The organism is Bacillus australimaris (genome assembly GCF_001307105.1).
In the GTDB taxonomy this organism is placed as follows: domain Bacteria; phylum Bacillota; class Bacilli; order Bacillales; family Bacillaceae; genus Bacillus; species Bacillus australimaris.
The window spans coordinates 187,567-200,474 of the sequence record NZ_LGYN01000001.1 but is presented as its reverse complement, the minus strand read 5'-3'; the positions used below and the strand labels follow the sequence as shown (position 1 = coordinate 200,474).

The window sequence follows — 12,908 nt, the reverse complement described above, 5'->3', positions numbered from 1 at the left end:
TCCCGCATGTTTAAAAAATGGAGATTTTCCCATAATGTAATTGAGGTGATGAGGCTTGGAGGCATTGTACTATTATTGGTCTATATGGTTCGTTTGGATTATCGTGACATTTATCATGGAAAAAAGCTCTTGGCGCAGCGTGCTGGGCTTCTGTGTACTTCTCCATATAATATGCAGCAATTTCATGATATCCATTCTCGATATAACGATCAATGCGGGGTTTTTGATGACTTTTTTATATGCTTGTGCGGCTTTCGTTATTTTCCGGTCTGCTCATAAAATGATGAAATTCATGCAATTATCCTCCATGGTGAGCGCGTATGCCTTTTTTATGATTTTTGCATTATATGATCCAGTTTGGTTCACGCTAATAAAAGTGGATTGGGCCGTTTTTACCTTGCTGATCTTGATGTCATTGACATATGGACATCAGTTAGCGGAACGAATCACCCTATGGATGATGTCAGTATGTCTCGGCGAAGCCCTTTATGCGCTGACGATTCATCGCCTCACATCATTTATTGTCATAGGGGATCTCTCTTTTCTATCCCTTGTTGTTCAAGGGACTGTCTTCCTATTAGGTGTCGATCAACTTGAAAAGCTCTTAAACGCCCGTTCATCTAGAAAACCAGTAAAAGGGGCTGCAAAATCAACATGACGGACTATATGTTTCCTGTGATTATTGGTGTCATCTTTGGGATGGCGGCCAGGCTTTATATGTTAAGAACAGACTACCGGCAGTACCCAACGTATATTCATGGACAAGTGATTCACATTGCGCTTGGTTTCATTGCTTCTGGACTTGGTGCGATTATTATGCCTGCACTGATTCAGGAGGAATTCACAGCAATCACCTTTCTCACTTTGGCAGCCACGCAATTTCGAGATGTCCGAAATATGGAAAGAAATACGTTAACTCAAATGGATTCGTATGAGCTTGTGTCTAGAGGCAGTACATATATAGAAGGTATTGCCATTGCTTTTGAAAGTCGAAATTATATTTCGATTCTCACTGCACTTATTACAACGACAGCCTGCATTTTCTTCTCGCTCGTTGTTGGAACAGTGGTCGGTATTCTTTGTTTTTTCATGGCAAAGCTATTAATGTCAGGCAGTCAATTAAAAGATATTGTCAATATTCAAAAAGGGGAGCTTCGCTTTGATGGGGCAGGGCTTTATGTAAATGATATTTACATTATGAATATCGGGCTGCCTGAAAAGCAAAAGCTCATACTAGAGCATGGAATGGGCTTTATTTTAACGCCGAAAAATTTCAATTCAGCGACAACGATTGCCAATCTTGGACAGCGGCAAGCCATTTTATTTGATTTATCCAACGTGCTTGGTGTGTATCGTGATTCTGGTGAACCGTCTCTCTGTCCGCTCGCAAAACGTGATCTGAATAACGGCACACTAGGCGTGTTCATTTTACCGCAATGGTATCGTGAAGATTTGGCTGTCCGTGTATTAGAAGAGGTGCCCATTTTAGAAAATGCCATTAGAATGCCGACAGATTTCATTAAAAAGAAAGTGAGGTAATAGGGCATGGCGAACACCATTGAACAATTTATATTGGCTGTGGCGACAACAAATAAAGAGCGGGTCATTGGCGGAACAGCGGTTTTTTTCTGTGAAAATAAAGAAGAGCTCGACATGTATGCCATGAATTTAGAGGCTATTTTAGATGGAATTGCACACGGCATTGGAGAAGATCTTTACTTGATTGTCAAACATTTTTAAGTTATTCATTGTGGTCTGATTAAAAATTGATATAATATATAAGTTGAACCCTTCATGTTTGAAGGGTTTATTTCATAAAACTGAATGAAAATTATAAATCCCGGTTGAAACATGATGATGAACATATTGAATCGCGGCTGGATTGAAAGGAAGGGTACTATGGGTAAACCTGTCGTAGCCATTGTTGGAAGGCCCAACGTTGGAAAATCTACAATTTTTAATCGAATCGCAGGCGAAAGAATTTCGATTGTAGAAGACACACCTGGTGTAACAAGAGATCGAATCTATAGCTCTGCTGAATGGTTAAATTATGACTTTAATTTAATAGATACTGGTGGAATTGATATTGGAGATGAGCCATTTTTGGCGCAAATTCGCCATCAAGCAGAAATTGCAATGGATGAGGCGGATGTCATTATCTTTATGGTGAATGGACGAGACGGCGTGACATCTGCGGATGAAGAAGTCGCAAAAATTTTATATCGCACGAAAAAGCCAGTTGTACTTGCTGTCAATAAACTGGACAACCCTGAAATGAGAAGCGATGTGTATGACTTTTATGCACTAGGTTTTGGGGAGCCGTATCCGATTTCTGGAACGCACGGATTGGGGCTTGGTGATCTGCTTGATGCCGTTGCAGAACACTTTAAGAACTTACCGGATACGCAGTATGCTGAAGAGGTTGTTCAGTTCTGCTTAATTGGCCGCCCGAATGTGGGGAAATCTTCATTAGTGAATGCAATGCTCGGAGAAGACCGCGTTATTGTCAGCAACATCGCTGGTACAACAAGAGATGCTGTCGATACGATGTTTACGTACAATCAGCGTGACTTTGTCATTGTCGATACAGCAGGCATGAGAAAAAAAGGGAAAGTATATGAAACAACAGAGAAATACAGTGTGCTTCGTGCATTAAAAGCCATTGATCGTTCTGATGTTGTCGCTGTTGTTCTTGACGGTGAGGAAGGTATTATTGAGCAGGACAAACGGATTGCAGGCTATGCGCATGAAGCTGGTAAAGCTGTTGTAATCATTGTGAACAAATGGGATGCGGTTGAAAAAGATGAGCGTACGATGAAGGAATTTGAGCAAAATATCCGCGAGCATTTCCAATTCCTTGATTATGCGCCTGTCTTATTTATGTCAGCTCTCACGAAGAAGAGAATTCATACATTAATGCCGTCTATTATTACAGCAAGTGAAAATCATGCTATGCGCGTTCAAACCAATATTTTGAACGATATCATCATGGATGCAGTGGCAATGAATCCAACGCCGACCCATAATGGACAGCGCCTAAAAATTTACTATGCAACACAGGTGGCCATTAAGCCTCCTTCCTTCGTTGTGTTTGTAAACGATCCAGAGCTTATGCACTTTTCTTATGAGCGTTTCCTAGAAAACCGCATTCGAGATGCATTTGGTTTTGAAGGAACACCAATTAAAATATTTGCTAGAGCGAGAAAATAAAAAGGGTGAGCAGAATGAAGAAAATTACAGTACTTGGTGCAGGCAGCTGGGGAACCGCTCTTGCGCTTGTATTAGCTGATAATCATCATGATGTACACATGTGGGGACATAGACAAGAGCTTATTGATCAAATCAATGAGAAACATGAAAATCATGATTACTTGCCAAATGTCGATCTGCCAGCATCTATTCAGGCAACAACGGATATGAAGCAGGCTTTAGAGGGAACAGACGCGATTATTGTTGCTGTGCCAACAAAGGCCATTCGTGAGGTGTTAAAGCAGGCAAATGAGTTCATCTCATCGAAGGTACCGTTTGTTCATGTGAGTAAAGGGATTGAACCAGATACACTTCTTAGAATTTCTCAAATGATTGAACAAGAAGTCCCAACTGAGAAAAGAGAGGCTGTCGTGGTCTTATCAGGGCCGAGTCATGCAGAAGAAGTAGGCTTGCGTCATCCCACAACCGTCACTGTTTCATCAGAAAATATTGAAGCAGCTCAATTAGTTCAAGATTTGTTCATGAACAACAACTTTAGAGTGTACACAAACCCTGATGTGATTGGTGTGGAGATTGGCGGAGCGTTGAAAAATATCATTGCTCTTGCAGCAGGAATCACAGACGGACTTGGATATGGTGACAATGCGAAAGCGGCGCTCATCACAAGAGGACTCGCTGAAATCGCACGTCTTGGCACAAAAATGGGTGGAAATCCTCTTACTTTTGCCGGTTTAACAGGTGTTGGCGATTTGATCGTGACATGTACAAGTGTTCATTCGCGTAACTGGCGCTGCGGGAATTTACTCGGTAAAGGATATAAGCTGGAAGAAGTACTTGAAAAAATGGGGATGGTTGTTGAAGGCGTCCGCACAACAAAAGGCGCTTATCAGCTCTCCAAAGAATACAAAGTCAGCATGCCGATTACAGAAGCGCTTTACCACGTTCTGTTTGAAGGGAAAAAGGTTGATGATGCTGTTGAATCATTGATGGCACGTGTGAAAACACATGAGATGGAAGACCTTGTGAACATGTTTGAAAATCAAACAAAATAAATGGAAGACTGAACATAGGCATGTAGAGGATGCAAGAAGGGGAAGACTTGCATAACATAGCAATGAAGTTTGAATAGAGCTTTGCCTCTACAGAATGAGGAAAAATAGTCGACCTAATGACTGAAGCAGAGTCCCCCTCTTTGCTTCAGTTTTTTTTATGCGCTTTTTTCTGAATGATTGGAAAAATGATTGATATTTACCTTATTTTTGGTTTAGAATGAAATATAAACGCTTACAATTTGTTCGTTTTGAAGGGGGACAGGCACAATGAGTTTTGCTTTAATCAAGATGTGGTTTGCGCTTGGTTCAATGGGGCTCATGTTTTTAGCCGTTGTAACCATTTATTTCAGCCGGTTTAAACTGAAAAGCAAATTTCTTAAAATAACAGCCTCAACTGTCGCATACAGCTTGATGCTCATATCAGGTATCATTGTGTTTATAGTTGTATTTAGCGGGCCGGTCAATGAATAAAGAAAAAGGAAGAATATGATGATCAAAGCAAAAGTCAGTGTTACGTTGTTAGCACTTATATTACTAACAGGATGTTTGTATCCAGAGAACCGCAAAGCTGAAAATCGGGTCCCATACGAAGAGCAGCTGCAAAGTGTACAGACAGCGATTGAGGAATTTCAAAAAGCAACAAATGGTCTTTTGCCGATTGAAACGAAAGAAGCAGACACGCCGGTTTTTCAGAAGTACGTCATCGACTTTAAGCGATTGTCACCAAGATATTTACACGATGTACCGTCTACATCCTTTGAAGGCGGGGGCGAATATATTTATGTGCTCACAGATGTTGAAAAAAAACCAACGGTGAAACTGCTTGATGTCAAAATGACGCAAACCATCAGTGAATTACGGCTTCGGATCAAAATATATCAAGATGAACATACATATCCGCCATATGGCAAAGTAGTATCCAAACAGTTATATACGTTAAATGAAAAAAAATTAGGGCTAAAAACGCCGCCTACAGTCATGAGTCCAGTAACAGGAAATTCCCTCCCATTACTGATTTCATCAAATGGCGAAATCTATGTAGACTACCGCAGTGATTTTGCTCATATTTTAAAGAATACGAAACAAAAGCCGAAACCAGGTGAAAACATTCAAGATGTATATTGGCAGGAAACCCCGTTTGTACCCGCATTTTCTGTCCCGTATACCATCAACAAAAAAGGTGAGCCTGCCTTTTTAGAAAAAAAGACGTCATAAACAAGAATGAACCTTTTTCCTCTGCATATAAATGAGGAGAAAGGTTTTTTTATGGCTAAACATACTCTCAAAACAAAAAAGGTGTCATATTCAAATAGGACAACGTCATACACATATATTGTCCAGACACCTTTCAAGCACAGTTTGATTGAAGTATAGAGTATTTTATTTGAAAACGAGGATAGCAAGTCCGGGAGGGGATCACTTGGAAAAAGTCGATATTTTCAAGGATATCGCTGAACGAACAGGAGGCGATATATATTTAGGAGTCGTTGGCGCTGTTCGTACAGGGAAATCTACGTTTATTAAAAAGTTTATGGAGCTCGTGGTGCTCCCGAATATCAATAATGAGGCAGACCGTGCAAGAGCACAGGATGAATTGCCGCAAAGCGCAGCAGGAAAAACCATTATGACCACAGAGCCAAAATTTGTGCCTAATCAAGCGGCATCTATTCATGTGAGTGACGGCCTTGATGTCAACATCAGGCTTGTCGATTGTGTGGGGTACACTGTCCCTGGTGCGCGCGGATATGAAGATGAAAATGGCCCAAGAATGATCAATACGCCTTGGTATGAAGACCCAATCCCATTCCATGAAGCAGCGGAAATTGGTACACGCAAGGTCATTCAAGAGCATTCAACCATCGGTGTTGTAATTACAACAGATGGATCAATTGGTGAAATCCCACGACATGATTATATTGAATCAGAAGAACGTGTGATTGACGAACTCAAAGAGGTTGGAAAGCCGTTTATTATGGTGATCAACTCTGTGAGACCCTATCATCCTGAGACAGAAGCGCTGCGGCAGGAACTTAGCCAAAAGTATGATATTCCAGTACTCGCCATGAGTGTAGAAAGCATGAGAGAGCAAGACGTTCTCAGTGTTCTTCGTGAAGCATTATATGAATTCCCGGTTCTAGAGGTGAATGTGAACCTGCCAAGCTGGGTGATGGTGCTAAAAGAAGATCATTGGCTGAGAGAGAGTTATCAGGATTCAGTGAAGGAAACCGTAAAGGATATTAAAAGATTAAGAGATGTCGACCGCGTCGTTGGTCAATTCAGCGAATTTGACTTTATTGAAAGAGCGGGCTTAGCAGGAATTGAAATGGGTCAAGGGATTGCGGAAATTGACCTCTATGCGCCGGACGATCTATATGATCATATTTTAAAAGAAGTCGTTGGTGTGGAAATTAGGGGGAAAGATCATCTTCTGGAGCTCATGCAAGATTTTGCGCATGCGAAAACAGAGTATGATCAAGTATCAGACGCACTAAAAATGGTGAAGCAGACTGGCTACGGAATTGCGGCACCAGCTTTATCAGATATGAGTTTAGATGAGCCTGAAATCATTAGGCAAGGGTCAAGATTCGGCGTTAGATTAAAAGCCGTGGCTCCGTCTATTCATATGATCAAAGTGGATGTAGAGAGCGAATTTGCGCCGATTATCGGAACAGAAAAACAAAGTGAAGAGCTTGTCCGCTACTTAATGCAAGACTTTGAGGATGATCCGCTGTCAATTTGGAATTCAGATATATTTGGGCGTTCCCTTAGTTCCCTTGTCAGAGAAGGCATTCAAGCAAAGCTGTCTCTAATGCCGGAAAACGCAAGATATAAGCTGAAAGAAACGCTTGAAAGAATCATCAACGAAGGATCAGGCGGCTTGATCGCGATTATTCTATAGCATGTGAGACCTCTCATTGATAGGGGTCTTTTTTTGCGTAGAGAATGAGTCATAAAAAGACAATTGTATAAAGATTAGTCAGATTCAGGTTGAAATTAGGAATATTCGTTCGCAAAAGTGCCCTTAATCCTTGACGAATAAGGATTCTTCCCTTTAAAATGCTTGATATGGTATTTCATATGTGTTAATCTACTTACAGAAAATCTTCACTTTGTTGGACAAACATTCCTTCAAAGAGATGTTTTCTAATGAAAAGCCATGTATAACGCTTTCTAGACGCTCTTTTTTTCTGAAAAAGGGTATAGAAAGAAGATGAATTGTGAAGAAATGATAACAATCTACTGAATGCATATTTTTGGGAGGAGGTGAAAGGCATGAACAAGACAGAACTTATTAACGCGGTTGCTGAAGCAAGCGAGTTATCTAAAAAAGACGCGACAAAAGCAGTTGATTCTGTTTTTGATACAATTTTAGATGCACTTAAAAATGGTGACAAAATCCAACTTATTGGTTTTGGTAACTTTGAAGTACGTGAGCGTTCAGCTCGTAAAGGACGTAACCCACAAACTGGTGCAGAGATCGAAATCCCTGCAAGCAAAGTACCTGCTTTCAAACCAGGTAAAGCACTTAAAGACGCGGTGGCAGGTAAATAATCGTTATGTGTAATGATCCTGTTAAAGGAGTTATACATATACAGTTTCACACTGGTCTAGAAAAGCCCCTTTCATAAGGGGCTTTTCCTTTTGAATCAAAAGGTTCGTTTAGAACGCTCTCCTTTGCTTTTAGGATCTGAAGTGTGCTAGAATCTGAATGAAATGTAATCGCCTTTGGAGGATATAATACATGAGTGAAGTAAATAAAGAACTAATCGAACACGCAGTACGCGATATATTAAAAGCAATCGGAGAAGATCCGGATCGTGAAGGACTTCTTGATACCCCGAAACGAGTAGCAAAAATGTATGAAGAAGTGTTCTCTGGATTAAATGAAGATCCAAAAGAACATTTTAAAACCATTTTTGGTGAAGACCACGAAGAACTCGTCCTTGTAAAAGATATTGCTTTCCATTCAATGTGTGAACACCACCTTGTACCTTTCTATGGAAAAGCCCATGTCGCTTATATTCCGCGCGGCGGAAAAGTAACGGGACTTAGTAAGCTGGCAAGAGCCGTAGAAGCCGTGGCAAAACGCCCGCAGCTTCAGGAACGCATTACATCAACCATTGCAGATAGTATGGTGGAAACTCTTGATCCGCATGGCGTGATGATTGTCGTTGAAGCAGAGCATATGTGTATGACGATGCGCGGAGTGAAAAAGCCAGGCGCTAAAACAGTGACATCAGCAGTACGCGGCACATTTGCAAATGATGCAGCAGCAAGAGCAGAAGTGCTTTCCTTTATTAAAAACGACTAATTCAATAGATGGAAGGTGAACAGATTGAGTCAAAATAAAGCATCTGATTTTGTGGTGATTAAAGCCATTGATAATGGTGTAAATGTCATCGGCCTAACGAGAGGCTCTGATACAAGATTTCACCATTCCGAGAAGCTCGATAAAGGTGAAGTCATCATTGCACAATTTACTGAGCATACGTCAGCGATCAAAGTAAGAGGCGATGCAGTCATTCAAACGAGCTTCGGCGAAATTCAAAGCGAAGCAAAGAAATAAAAAACTTGTATGCACTTGATAGCATAAAAGTGAGAGCTGATATGGTATAATAATTCTCTATACAATGTGCAGGGCTACATATGAAACTGTAATTTTTGGGACAAGGGTGATATCTTTGCAAGACATCTACGGAATTTTATCTAATCTAAATATAAAATTAAATAAAAAGCTTTCTCATCCTTATTTGGCGAAGCATTTACGCGCGCCACTCATCGATGAAGACAAGCTCCTTCTTTTTCATGCAATGTTTGATGAAGCTCAAATTGATGCAGAGAAAAAAGAAAATTATATTTTAACGGCGATGCTTGTGCAAATTGCCCTTGATACCCATGACGAAGTCACAACTGCTGCAGCCATCAAGCAAGACGAATTTAAAAATCGTCAGCTGACCATCCTAGCAGGAGACTATTTCAGCGGTCTCTATTATTCTCTTCTCTCTGACATGAAAGACATTTATATGATCCGCACGCTCGCTACGGCGATCAAAGAGATCAATGAACATAAAATTAGACTGTATGACCGGTCCATCCAAGATGCTGCGCACTTTTACAAAAGTGTAGCGACAGTTGAATCTGCGCTATTCCAAAGAATTTCGGAGCATTTTCAATTAACACATTGGAATGAGATTGCAAGTCGTTTCCTTGTTTATAAGCGTTTCATGAAACAAGCAGAAGATGACAAACATTTAAAACTTTTTTTGAACGATAGCTATACGGACGCCTATTCATGTTTTGACAACTTTGAGAATGAAGGCTATGAGCAAGCCAAACGACCGATCAAGGAACATCTTGTTTCATCTCCGGTCGTTCAAAAAGAGCTATTAAATCGCTTGGATCATATTAAAAATGAGCCTGCGTACCATCAGAAAGTGGAAGAAGGGTAAGTCATGCAGCAATCAAAAGAACAGCGAGTACACGGTGTATTTGAAAAAATTTATAAAAACTATGATCAAATGAATTCTGTTATCAGCTTTAAACAGCATAAAAAATGGCGCGATAAAACAATGAAGCTCATGAATGTGCAAAAAGGAGCCAAAGCATTAGATGTATGCTGCGGAACAGCCGATTGGACAATTGCGCTTGCGGATGCTGTTGGAGAAAAAGGCGAGGTCAAAGGTCTTGATTTCAGTAAAAATATGCTGAGTGTTGGAGAAACGAAGGTGAAGACAGGGGGCTATAATCAGATTGAATTGCTTCACGGCAATGCGATGGAGCTCCCATTTGAAGACAACTCATTTGATTATGTCACGATTGGCTTTGGGCTTAGAAACGTGCCTGATTATTTAACTGTGCTAAAGGAAATGACAAGAGTAGTGAAGCCTGGTGGAATGGTTGTCTGTCTTGAAACTTCACAGCCTGAGATGATCGGCTTTAAGCAAGGCTATTATGTCTATTTCAAATACATTATGCCGCTCTTTGGTAAACTGTTTGCCAAAAGCTATCAGGAGTATTCATGGCTTCAAGAATCAGCCAAAACATTCCCTGGCATGAAAGAGCTGGCAGCTCTGTTCGAAGAAGCAGGTTTGTCTGATGTCTCGTATCATCCATTTACAGGCGGTGTAGCAGCAACACATATCGGAAAGAAGCTTTGAATAAACGATATTTGGGTGAAGATAATGAAACTAAAAGCAATGATCTCTTTTTTAAATCATGATATCGATATAATTGAAAAAGAGCTTGAACAGACAGTTCGCTCTGATTATGCATTATTAAGTGAAGCAGGTCTTCATTTGCTGCAAGCGGGCGGAAAACGAATCCGCCCCGTTTTTGTTCTCCTTTCAGGCATGTTTGGTGACTATGATATTAATAAAATTAAATATGTTGCCGTTGCCCTTGAGCTGATTCATATGGCGTCACTCGTTCACGATGATGTGATTGATGATGCAGAGCTGAGAAGAGGCAAACCAACGATTAAGGCAAAATGGGATAACAGAATTGCCATGTACACTGGGGATTATATGTTTGCAAGATCACTCGAGTACATGACAAAAATCAATCATCCAATGGCACATGAAATTTTGTCAAAGATGGTCGTCGAGCTCTGTCTTGGTGAAATAGAGCAAGTGAAAGATAAATATAATATGGATCAAAACCTGCGTACATATTTACGAAGAATTAAACGAAAAACAGCCTTGCTCATTGCAGGCAGCTGTCAATTAGGCGCCATTGCAGCAGGTACGGATGAAAAAACACATAAAGCTCTCTACTGGTTTGGATACTATGTCGGTATGTCCTATCAGATCATTGATGATGTCCTAGACTTCACATCAACTGAGGAAGAGCTCGGCAAGCCTGTTGGGGGAGACCTTTTACAAGGAAATGTCACACTCCCAGTCTTGTATGCACTCAAGAATCCGACACTAGAAGGTCAATTAAAGCTGATCAATAGTGAAACGACGGAGAAACAGCTCAAGCCTGTCATTGAAACTCTTAAACAAACAGATGCGATCGACCGCTCGATTCGAGTGAGTGAAATGTATTTGAAAAAAGCATTTGAACAGCTGGACAAACTTCCTCGAGGACGAGCGAAAACGTCACTAGCTTCCATTGCAAAATATATTGGAAAACGAAAATTCTAATCAACGTTTCGTTGATTGGTTTTTTTGTGAAATTTTTTGTCAAAAATTGATTATTATAAAAAAAAATGATACGATCACTTTGTAACAATGTAAGCCTATACATACATAACGACGGGGTGGAGAACGTATATGGACAAAACATTTCTTATGGTCAAACCTGATGGTGTAGAAAGACAATTAATCGGTGACATTGTATCTAGATTTGAAAAAAAAGGGCTCCAGCTTGTTGGTGCTAAACTAATGCGTATTCCAAAGGAAGTAGCAGAAACACATTACGGAGAGCATAAAGAAAAGCCATTTTTCGGGGAATTGGTTGACTTTATTACGTCAGGACCTGTATTTGCAATGGTATGGCAAGGTGAACAAGTAGTGGACGTGACAAGACAGATTATCGGTAAAACAAATCCAAAGGAAGCGCTTCCGGGCACAATAAGAGGAGACTATGGATTGACTGTTGGGAAAAACATTATCCATGGGTCAGACTCACCAGAAAGTGCTGAAAGAGAAATTAACTTATTCTTCAAACAAGAAGAACTGACAAGCTGGGATCAAACCATCTCAAGCTGGATTTATTAAGGTTCAAGTCAAGGTGTTCATCAAATGAGCACCTTGGCTTTTTTTATATTGATATTTCTACAAATTTTCGATAAAAACAGCTATACTAGGACAAAGATAGATGAGACAGGAGAGGACATTGATGGATCAATATCAAGTATTTGTTGGAAAATGGAAAAAACTAACCGGGGTTGATCTGAATTTATATAAAGAAGCACAAATGAAACGAAGATTAACATCACTATATGATAAAAAAGGATATAAAGACTTTGAAGCATTCGCGTCCGCGCTTGAAAAGGACAGAGCGCTATTAGATGAGACAATGGACCGAATGACTATTAATGTGTCAGAATTTTACCGAAACTATCAGCGCTGGGAAGTGCTTGATCAAAAAATCCTGCCGCTGCTTCTAAAAAATAGCGGCACCCTAAAGATTTGGAGTGCAGCCTGTTCAACTGGAGAAGAACCATATACACTCTCCATGCTGCTGTCAAGCCATCCTCTTGTGAAAGATTTTCAAATTATTGCAACGGACATTGATGATAAGGTCCTGCAAACAGCTCAAAAAGGGAGATATCATGAACGCTCTCTGCAAGAGGTGCCAGATCATATTAAGCAAAAATATTTCACAAAAGAAGATTCTTCATTTTACACTGTGAAGGATGAGGTTCGAAAGCACATTCAATTTAAGAAGCACAATCTTTTAGCAGACCCATATGAAAAACAGCTGGATCTCATCGTCTGCCGAAACGTGCTGATTTATTTTACTGAAGAGGCAAAAGAAGAGATTTACTTAAAAATGAGCAGCAGTTTAAAACAAAATGGCGTGTTATTTGTTGGTTCTACAGAGCAAATTTTTCATCCAGAGAAGTTTGGACTCACATCTGCTGATACTTTCTTTTATCAAAAAAAGGGTATGTAGCTGACTTTTTAGTAGGAAGTGTGT

16 protein-coding genes are annotated in these 12,908 nt (G+C 40.2%); all 16 read left to right on the top strand.

What is annotated here, in order from left to right; all coding sequences use genetic code 11:
- Positions 1 to 55 precede the first annotated feature (55 nt).
- The 16 genes from AKG37_RS01035 (at position 56) to AKG37_RS00960 (ending at position 12,884) form a co-directional block, all read left to right on the top strand.
- The gene (locus AKG37_RS01035; RefSeq protein ID WP_420805444.1) at positions 56 to 658 is read left to right on the top strand and encodes a YphA family membrane protein; all 603 of its coding nucleotides are present in this window, start codon (positions 56 to 58) and stop codon (positions 656 to 658) included.
- Complete coding sequence (locus AKG37_RS01030) at positions 655 to 1,539, top strand: YIEGIA family protein (protein ID WP_060697191.1); 885 nt, start codon at positions 655 to 657, stop codon at positions 1,537 to 1,539. Before AKG37_RS01035 ends, AKG37_RS01030 begins: the two co-directional genes overlap by 4 nt.
- Positions 1,540 to 1,545: 6 nt before the next feature.
- A complete protein-coding gene (locus AKG37_RS01025; protein WP_008344527.1) occupies positions 1,546 to 1,740 on the top strand; it encodes a capping complex subunit for YIEGIA in 195 nt (64 codons plus the stop codon).
- Positions 1,741 to 1,899: 159 nt separating this feature from the next.
- Positions 1,900 to 3,210: a ribosome biogenesis GTPase Der gene (der, locus tag AKG37_RS01020; protein WP_060697190.1), complete on the top strand. Its 1,311-nt coding sequence runs from the start codon at positions 1,900 to 1,902 to the stop codon at positions 3,208 to 3,210.
- A gap of 14 nt (positions 3,211 to 3,224) precedes the next feature.
- Complete coding sequence (locus AKG37_RS01015; protein WP_060697189.1) at positions 3,225 to 4,262, top strand: NAD(P)H-dependent glycerol-3-phosphate dehydrogenase; 1,038 nt, start codon at positions 3,225 to 3,227, stop codon at positions 4,260 to 4,262.
- 267 nt (positions 4,263 to 4,529) lie between these two features.
- A complete protein-coding gene (locus tag AKG37_RS01010; RefSeq protein WP_060697188.1) occupies positions 4,530 to 4,733 on the top strand; it encodes a DUF2768 domain-containing protein in 204 nt (67 codons plus the stop codon).
- Positions 4,734 to 4,751: 18 nt separating this feature from the next.
- Entirely contained in the window at positions 4,752 to 5,477 is a 726-nt protein-coding gene (locus AKG37_RS01005) for a hypothetical protein (RefSeq protein ID WP_060697187.1), read from the top strand.
- Positions 5,478 to 5,682: 205 nt separating this feature from the next.
- Positions 5,683 to 7,161: a stage IV sporulation protein A gene (gene spoIVA / locus AKG37_RS01000; protein ID WP_060697186.1), complete on the top strand. Its 1,479-nt coding sequence runs from the start codon at positions 5,683 to 5,685 to the stop codon at positions 7,159 to 7,161.
- Between the two features lie 374 nt (positions 7,162 to 7,535).
- Positions 7,536 to 7,814 carry a non-specific DNA-binding protein Hbs gene (gene hbs / locus AKG37_RS00995; protein ID WP_003215863.1) on the top strand — a complete coding sequence of 93 codons (279 nt, stop codon included), beginning with the start codon at positions 7,536 to 7,538 and terminating at the stop codon, positions 7,812 to 7,814.
- Positions 7,815 to 8,004: 190 nt separating this feature from the next.
- Complete coding sequence (folE, locus tag AKG37_RS00990; protein WP_060697185.1) at positions 8,005 to 8,574, top strand: GTP cyclohydrolase I FolE; 570 nt, start codon at positions 8,005 to 8,007, stop codon at positions 8,572 to 8,574.
- 24 nt (positions 8,575 to 8,598) lie between these two features.
- Entirely contained in the window at positions 8,599 to 8,829 is a 231-nt protein-coding gene (mtrB, locus tag AKG37_RS00985) for a trp RNA-binding attenuation protein MtrB (protein ID WP_060697184.1), read from the top strand.
- A gap of 115 nt (positions 8,830 to 8,944) precedes the next feature.
- Positions 8,945 to 9,712 (top strand): heptaprenyl diphosphate synthase component 1, encoded by a 768-nt coding sequence (locus AKG37_RS00980; protein ID WP_060697183.1) that lies wholly within the window; start codon positions 8,945 to 8,947, stop codon positions 9,710 to 9,712.
- Between the two features lie 3 nt (positions 9,713 to 9,715).
- Complete coding sequence (locus AKG37_RS00975; RefSeq protein ID WP_060697182.1) at positions 9,716 to 10,420, top strand: demethylmenaquinone methyltransferase; 705 nt, start codon at positions 9,716 to 9,718, stop codon at positions 10,418 to 10,420.
- A 24-nt stretch (positions 10,421 to 10,444) separates the two neighbouring features.
- The gene (hepT, locus tag AKG37_RS00970) at positions 10,445 to 11,407 is read left to right on the top strand and encodes a heptaprenyl diphosphate synthase component II (RefSeq protein WP_060697181.1); all 963 of its coding nucleotides are present in this window, start codon (positions 10,445 to 10,447) and stop codon (positions 11,405 to 11,407) included.
- A 129-nt stretch (positions 11,408 to 11,536) separates the two neighbouring features.
- Positions 11,537 to 11,983, top strand: coding sequence for a nucleoside-diphosphate kinase (gene ndk, locus AKG37_RS00965; RefSeq protein ID WP_060697180.1), 447 nt, complete (start codon positions 11,537 to 11,539; stop codon positions 11,981 to 11,983).
- 121 nt (positions 11,984 to 12,104) lie between these two features.
- Positions 12,105 to 12,884: a CheR family methyltransferase gene (locus AKG37_RS00960; RefSeq protein WP_060697179.1), complete on the top strand. Its 780-nt coding sequence runs from the start codon at positions 12,105 to 12,107 to the stop codon at positions 12,882 to 12,884.
- Positions 12,885 to 12,908 lie beyond the last annotated feature (24 nt).

What these genes read in the sequence shown, in the direction of transcription:
- AKG37_RS01015 (WP_060697189.1), top strand. Translation starts at nt 3,225, where the DNA reads ATGAAGAAAATTACAGTACTTGGTGCAGGCAGCTGGGGAACCGCTCTT.
- hbs (WP_003215863.1), top strand. Translation starts at nt 7,536, where the DNA reads ATGAACAAGACAGAACTTATTAACGCGGTTGCTGAAGCAAGCGAGTTA.
- AKG37_RS01025 (WP_008344527.1), top strand. Translation starts at nt 1,546, where the DNA reads ATGGCGAACACCATTGAACAATTTATATTGGCTGTGGCGACAACAAAT.
- AKG37_RS01010 (WP_060697188.1), top strand. Translation starts at nt 4,530, where the DNA reads ATGAGTTTTGCTTTAATCAAGATGTGGTTTGCGCTTGGTTCAATGGGG.
- hepT (WP_060697181.1), top strand. Translation starts at nt 10,445, where the DNA reads ATGAAACTAAAAGCAATGATCTCTTTTTTAAATCATGATATCGATATA.
- der (WP_060697190.1), top strand. Translation starts at nt 1,900, where the DNA reads ATGGGTAAACCTGTCGTAGCCATTGTTGGAAGGCCCAACGTTGGAAAA.
- AKG37_RS00960 (WP_060697179.1), top strand. Translation starts at nt 12,105, where the DNA reads ATGGATCAATATCAAGTATTTGTTGGAAAATGGAAAAAACTAACCGGG.
- AKG37_RS00975 (WP_060697182.1), top strand. Translation starts at nt 9,716, where the DNA reads ATGCAGCAATCAAAAGAACAGCGAGTACACGGTGTATTTGAAAAAATT.
- folE (WP_060697185.1), top strand. Translation starts at nt 8,005, where the DNA reads ATGAGTGAAGTAAATAAAGAACTAATCGAACACGCAGTACGCGATATA.
- AKG37_RS01030 (WP_060697191.1), top strand. Translation starts at nt 655, where the DNA reads ATGACGGACTATATGTTTCCTGTGATTATTGGTGTCATCTTTGGGATG.
- ndk (WP_060697180.1), top strand. Translation starts at nt 11,537, where the DNA reads ATGGACAAAACATTTCTTATGGTCAAACCTGATGGTGTAGAAAGACAA.
- AKG37_RS01005 (WP_060697187.1), top strand. Translation starts at nt 4,752, where the DNA reads ATGATCAAAGCAAAAGTCAGTGTTACGTTGTTAGCACTTATATTACTA.